The organism is Nostoc sp. (assembly GCF_035638895.1).
Lineage (GTDB): Bacteria > Cyanobacteriota > Cyanobacteriia > Cyanobacteriales > Nostocaceae > Nostoc.
Genome location: NZ_DASQZC010000194.1, coordinates 21502 through 27501 on the forward strand (window position 1 = coordinate 21502; position 6000 = coordinate 27501).

Sequence of the window (6000 nt, forward strand, 5' to 3'; positions counted from 1 at the left end):
ATATATACAACGTGGCAACGAACTTTCCCGGAAAAATCGCGTTCTGACTGCGATATAATGTAATAACTGATTAGCCACTTAAGTCAGAACTGAATTTATTACTACGTCAAGTTAATCGCAATTTTCTGGGGATCGGTAGTGTAATATTACGATCTTGTTCATAACTTGATATAGTTTAGATTTTAATAAAGACATCCGTCATTGGATAGGTTTTAGTGTAACATTTACAGAACTTAATATGAGATATTCTTGAGAGTATTTTTGGTAAGTATAAATATCGGTAATACCCTAGCAGGCGTGTTTCCTCCCCGTATTCCCACCTCCCCATGTAAAAGCATTCTTTTTGTTGGTGGCTGAATAGCGTAGAAATAGAGAGAAGTCTGTAGACGCTGTTGCGGTTTATAGCCAGGTGGGTTGGCTTTCTCAGTGGATGCAGAGCGGCTAAACATGAAATATCAGTCGTCGCAAAGTTTCGGTAAAGAAAGTGATTCTTCTCCAATTTGTAATCTATAGCGTCTTAGGGCTACTTTATCTGGGGTTAGCATTGGGCTACATTCCTGGTTTACGTACTTTGGGTTCATTGAGGATATGTAGCAATAACCCTAAGCTGAAAACACCTGCTGGGCTGTCAGGGTTGGCTTTGCGAATGTTTGAGAAATAATCTGCTGGTTTCCATTAAAGACAGTTTGTTTGTAACTACCATTGTCTAGCAAACACACTGTCACCTTATTGTTTAAGGGGTCAACAATCCAATATTCGACCACACCAATAGCTGCATACTCAGAGGTTTTTTGATTATAGTCCCGCTCAATAGATTCAGGACTTACCACTTCAACTAAGAGGGGTGGAGCAGTTTTGAGGATAGCCGAAGTACTCTCAATACTTTTTGCCTGTTCGTTGGTAATCACACAAATATCAGGTCTTCTAAGTTGTTTATTGGTCAGCACCTCTGTACCATTAGGGCGCGGTTGTAAAGGCAGTCCCATTTTTTGAATTTCCAAAAAAAAGCGAACTAACAGTAGGGTGATAATCGCCTCATGTTTGCCAGTACCAGGAGGCATTTCTACTAGCACCTCATCCTCAATTTCATAGCGCTTGTCTGTGCCATCATCGAAATTGATGTATTCCTCAAGAGTACTAATTTTTATTGGTGTTTTAGTCATAGCGATCGCTTCTAATAACTATAGGCAAGTACTATTTACTGTGATTTCTATACCCATAATAAAAGACTATATCTCACGCGAAAGCGCAAAGACGTTAGAAAAACTCTACGTCTCTGCGCCTCTGCATGAGATTTTTATCTTAAATTCTCTATGATGCTACCTGAGCAGCAGTCCGAGTCCGTCGTCTTCTCCCATCAGCAACTTTTACAGGTGGCTCATCAGGGATTTGCATCAACAAAGTCACAGATGGCTGACATTGCAATTCCCGACGGATGGAACGTTGCAATTCTCGTTCTAAAGTTCCTTGCAATCCACCCCAGTCTATATCTGCTGCTTGACCTTCACTAGGTGCAAATTCTGTCCAGCGCACAGTAAGGATTTCTTCAATCCGTTGTTTGACCCAGGTTTGTAGGAGCGATCGCTCTACACTTGTAACTACACCCCGTAGGTGAGTTTCTGGTTTTGCCAACAGTTTACCATTCCAATCAATGGCGGCTGCGATCGTAATAATGCCTTCTGAAGCCATGCGTTGCCGTTCTTGCAGCACTTTGGCACTTACCATACCTGAACTAGTAGTATCTACCAATTCGATACCAGATGGCACTTTACCAGCGACGCGAATGGCATCTTCAGTCAGTTCGACAATATCACCATTCTGAATAATGATCATATTTTCTGCGGGAATGCCCATACTCTGAGCCGTTTCTGCGTGCTTCACTAGCATCCGATGTTCGCCGTGAAATGGCACAAAGAATTTGGGTCGAGTTAAGGCAATCATCAGCTTTTGTTCTTCCTGACAGCCGTGACCGGAGACGTGAATCCCTTTATCTCGCCCATAGACCACTTTTGCACCTTGAATCATCAATTTATCAATGGTGTTGACTACTGCGATCGTATTTCCGGGAATTGGGTTAGCAGAGAAGACTACTGTATCTCCTTCGCGGATTTTGATGTGAGGATGTTCTTTGTTGGCAATGCGGGTCATTGCTGCCATCGTCTCACCCTGAGAACCTGTAGTTAAGACTAAAACTTTTTCGTCAGGGAGATTACGAACTGCGTGCAATGGTTGCAGCAAATTATCTTCACACTTGATGTAACCTAAATTACGAGCGTGAGCAATCAAGTTCAGCATGGAACGCCCTACAATCGTTACTACACGATTTTGCTTCTTGGCGATATCCAAAATCATGTTGATGCGATGGACGCTGGAAGCAAAGGTAGTGACAAATAATCGCCCAGTAGCTTGACTAAATACTCTTTCCAGATTGGGATAAACTGAACGTTCCGAAGGTGTAAACCCTGGTATCTCAGCGTTAGTGGAATCACTTAGAAGACAAAGAACGCCTTTTTCACCATGTTCTGCTAACCGTTGCAAATCAAATTTTTCACCATCCACTGGGGTATGGTCAATTTTGAAATCGCCTGTGTGAATGACTACACCAAGGGGAGTATGAATGGCAACAGTAAAACTATCAGCAATGGAATGGGTATTACGGATATATTCAACTAAAAAGTTTTTGCCTATCCGCACCACATCGCGTGGTAGAACTGTTCTGATTTCCGTGCGATCGCGCACTCCTGCTTCTTCTAATTTACCCTCTAGCATTGCCATTGCTAGTCTGGGCCCATAAATCACAGGGATATCAAATTGCTTGAGATGAAAAGCAATCCCGCCAATATGGTCTTCATGACCGTGAGTAACGATCATCCCTTTAATTTTGTGGCGATTTTCCCGCAGATAGGTCGTATCTGGCAGAACAATATTTACTCCATGCATCGCCTCTGTGGGAAAAGCCAATCCTGCATCTAACAGGATAATTTCATCGTCATACTCAAAAAGACAGGTATTTTTCCCAATTTCATGCAAACCGCCCAAAGGAATAATTTTCAAGGCGGAATTATTAGCTTCGTTTTTAGCCATTTTCTCCTTAGATTGTTACTTGTGGTTAATTTAGTTGATAGTTAACGAACTTGTATTTAAGACAACATCATTTGTCTCTTAATTCAGTTCCAAAGCAATCAAGTTTTAATTGAAGATTTCAATTTTTTATTCAATAAAATCGACTGTACGCTGAAGAATTTATAGTATGTCTATCAGTCCTAGCACAGATTTTTAAATTGCAACTTATGAACAATTATGAGCATTGTTTATATGTATCTTTAGAAAGCAGCACATTAACAGACTTTAACCAGATGATGCCTAGATTAAACTAAGTTCTTTCAGAACCGCTTCTAACTTTTGACTTACTTCTAAGTCAGCTTCACATAGCGGCGGACGAGTTGAACCAACTTCCCAACCTTGAAGTTTCAGTGCTTTTTTTACTGGAATGGGATTTGAAGTGAGAAATAAAGCTTTAAACAAAGGGAAGAGGTGGAGATGAATTTCGCTTGCTACCTCAATTTTCCCCGCACTAAAAGCTTGGATCATCTGCTGTAGTTGATTTCCTACCAGATGAGAAGCCACACTTACCACACCCTTTGCCCCGATCGCTAACAAGGGCAAAGTCATGTAATCATCACCAGAATAGATGTCAAATTCTTTTGGTGTCAAGCGACGAATTTCACTTGCCTGATCTATACTACCAGTGGATTCTTTAATTCCGACAATATTGCTAACCTCAGCTAACCGGGCAACTGTTTCTGGCTGAAGGTTTTGTCCGGTACGACCGGGGACATTATATAACAACAAAGGTAAGTCGGGACAGGCTTGTGCTATGGCCTGAAAGTGCGCTTCCAATCCCGCTTGTGGCGGTTTGTTGTAATAAGGGACAACTTGTAAGGAACCATGTACTCCTATTTTAGACGCTTTTTGGGTGGCTGCGATCGCTTCTTTAGTGGAATTTGAACCACAACCTGCGATCACCTTGGCTTTTCCTGCCACGGAGCGCAATACCTCGACAAACAACTGGTATTCCTCATCCCAAGTTAGGGTAGGGGATTCTCCGGTTGTGCCGCACACCACCAATGTATCTGTACCGTTGTTAGCTAGATGTGCCGCCAGTTCTGCCGCTACATCATAATCTACACTACCGTCTGCTTTAAACGGCGTAATCATAGCGGTTAAAACATTGCCAAAATCTCCCACCCTGTTTTCACTCCTGATTACCCATGTTTTTATATCTTGGTGGTTTTCTATTGTAATAACCTATGTGCAAATTTCTTTCAACAGTAATTTGCACATTTGTTCTTTTTCATTAGTTGTTTTTACTAATGATTAGCTCGAAACATAAGCTTTAGCTGATGGTTTGAGTAGATTTTTTTCTACGAGCAATTCGGCGATTTGTACTGCATTTAATGCTGCGCCTTTGCGGATTTGGTCACCACACAACCATAATTCTAAGCCACAAGGATGAGAAATATCCTGGCGAATTCTTCCCACTAAAACTTCGTCTTTACCAGTTGCTTCAATTGGCATCGGAAAATAGTTAGTTTCCCAATTTTCTACCAACTTCACTCCAGGGGAGGAATTTAAAATTTCTCTGGCTTCCTTGACACTAAAGGGAGTCTCAAATTCTAAATTAATGGCTTCTGAGTGGGCGCGGAGTACGGGAACCCGTATACAGGTAGCAGTGATTCTGATTTGCTGTGTACCAAATATTTTTCGGGTTTCGTTGACCATTTTCATTTCTTCCTCACAATAACCCAAATCGTTTAATGGTGAGTTATGCGGGAATAAATTAAATGCCAGTGGGTAAGGTAATACCTCAGCGACTGGCGGCTGTCCTTGTAGTATAGCGCTTGTTTGCCTTTTGACTTCTGCCATTGCTTTAGCACCAGCACCACTTGCAGATTGGTAGGTTGCGGCTACGATGCGTTGCACGGGTTTAACTTTATGCAATGGCCAGACTGCCACTGCCATTAAAATTGTCGTGCAGTTGGGGTTGGCAATAATGCCTTGGTGATTAGCTGCGGCTTCTGGATTCACCTCTGGCACTACTAAGGGAACTTCCGGGTTCATCCGAAAGGCACTCGAGTTGTCAATTACCACTGCGCCCTTTTCTACGGCAATTGCTGCCCAAGCTTTGGATGTGGAACCACCCGCACTAGCTAGTACTATATCGACATTTTCAAAGGCGCGATCGCTCACTGCCTCTATTGGTAAATTTTCCCCTTTAAAGCGCAACGATCGTCCTACACTCCGCTCTGATGCCAATAGCTTCAAGTCAGAAATTGGAAAATTACGGATTTCTAATAATTCCAGCAACTCTGTGCCAACGGCACCAGTCGCCCCCAAAATAGCTATACGATAGGATTTAGACAAACTCACTTCCTCCTTTAAGAGGTTTATTTGCAATTTGGAACAGTTGAAGATTTACTTATATTAAAATGGCGATCGCACTCTTTAAATGCATTTTGAATAAATTTAAATTTTCCTCTGATTTACTCTATAATCTATTGATTTCTAAATAATTATTGAATACATTTACTTTCTTGATTATTTAAAATATTAAGTTATGTTGCACTCTACAACAATGGTTATCCCATTCATCCATCGATTTCAACTATATATTATTATACAATAAACAGCCATTTAACAGAAAACTAGAGACATCTGCACTTAGGCGTTTCATAGGTATCCCAATTGTAATGCGACGAACGTCTTAGCTTCAAAGTTGCTTACCAAGATGATGAATATACTATGATATAAATGCATAAAACCAGCAAAGTATAAAACTGAGCTATACGGTTAGGTATAAGTATATAGATGCGAATCTTGTATCACAACTTAAATAATAGCTAGACTCAATACTATAACTTCAACTTGGGAGTAATAATCTAGTCGCTGAGAACCAGGATATCACGGCGTTAGCCCACTGGATAATTAATTCCTAAGTTT

Annotated in this window: 4 protein-coding genes; all 4 read right to left on the bottom strand. The window is 41.2% G+C overall.

Going from position 1 to position 6000, the window contains the following annotated elements; translation table 11 throughout:
- Positions 1-602 precede the first annotated feature (602 nt).
- The 4 genes from VE944_RS09560 to VE944_RS09575 all read right to left on the bottom strand — a co-directional run bounded on the left by VE944_RS09560 (position 603) and on the right by VE944_RS09575 (position 5424).
- Positions 603-1163 (bottom strand): Uma2 family endonuclease, encoded by a 561-nt coding sequence (locus tag VE944_RS09560; protein ID WP_324975723.1) that lies wholly within the window; start codon positions 1161-1163, stop codon positions 603-605.
- 148 nt (positions 1164-1311) lie between these two features.
- Positions 1312-3084: a ribonuclease J gene (locus VE944_RS09565; protein WP_324975726.1), complete on the bottom strand. Its 1773-nt coding sequence runs from the start codon at positions 3082-3084 to the stop codon at positions 1312-1314.
- 279 nt (positions 3085-3363) lie between these two features.
- The gene (gene dapA / locus VE944_RS09570) at positions 3364-4248 is read right to left on the bottom strand and encodes a 4-hydroxy-tetrahydrodipicolinate synthase (protein ID WP_324975729.1); all 885 of its coding nucleotides are present in this window, start codon (positions 4246-4248) and stop codon (positions 3364-3366) included.
- A 129-nt stretch (positions 4249-4377) separates the two neighbouring features.
- Entirely contained in the window at positions 4378-5424 is a 1047-nt protein-coding gene (locus tag VE944_RS09575) for an aspartate-semialdehyde dehydrogenase (protein ID WP_324975732.1), read from the bottom strand.
- Between the last annotated feature and the right edge of the window lie 576 nt (positions 5425-6000).

Excerpts from the sequence above, each read along its gene's own strand:
- VE944_RS09565 (WP_324975726.1), bottom strand. The coding sequence starts at position 3,084 with ATGGCTAAAAACGAAGCTAATAATTCCGCCTTGAAAATTATTCCTTTG.
- VE944_RS09560 (WP_324975723.1), bottom strand. The coding sequence starts at position 1,163 with ATGACTAAAACACCAATAAAAATTAGTACTCTTGAGGAATACATCAAT.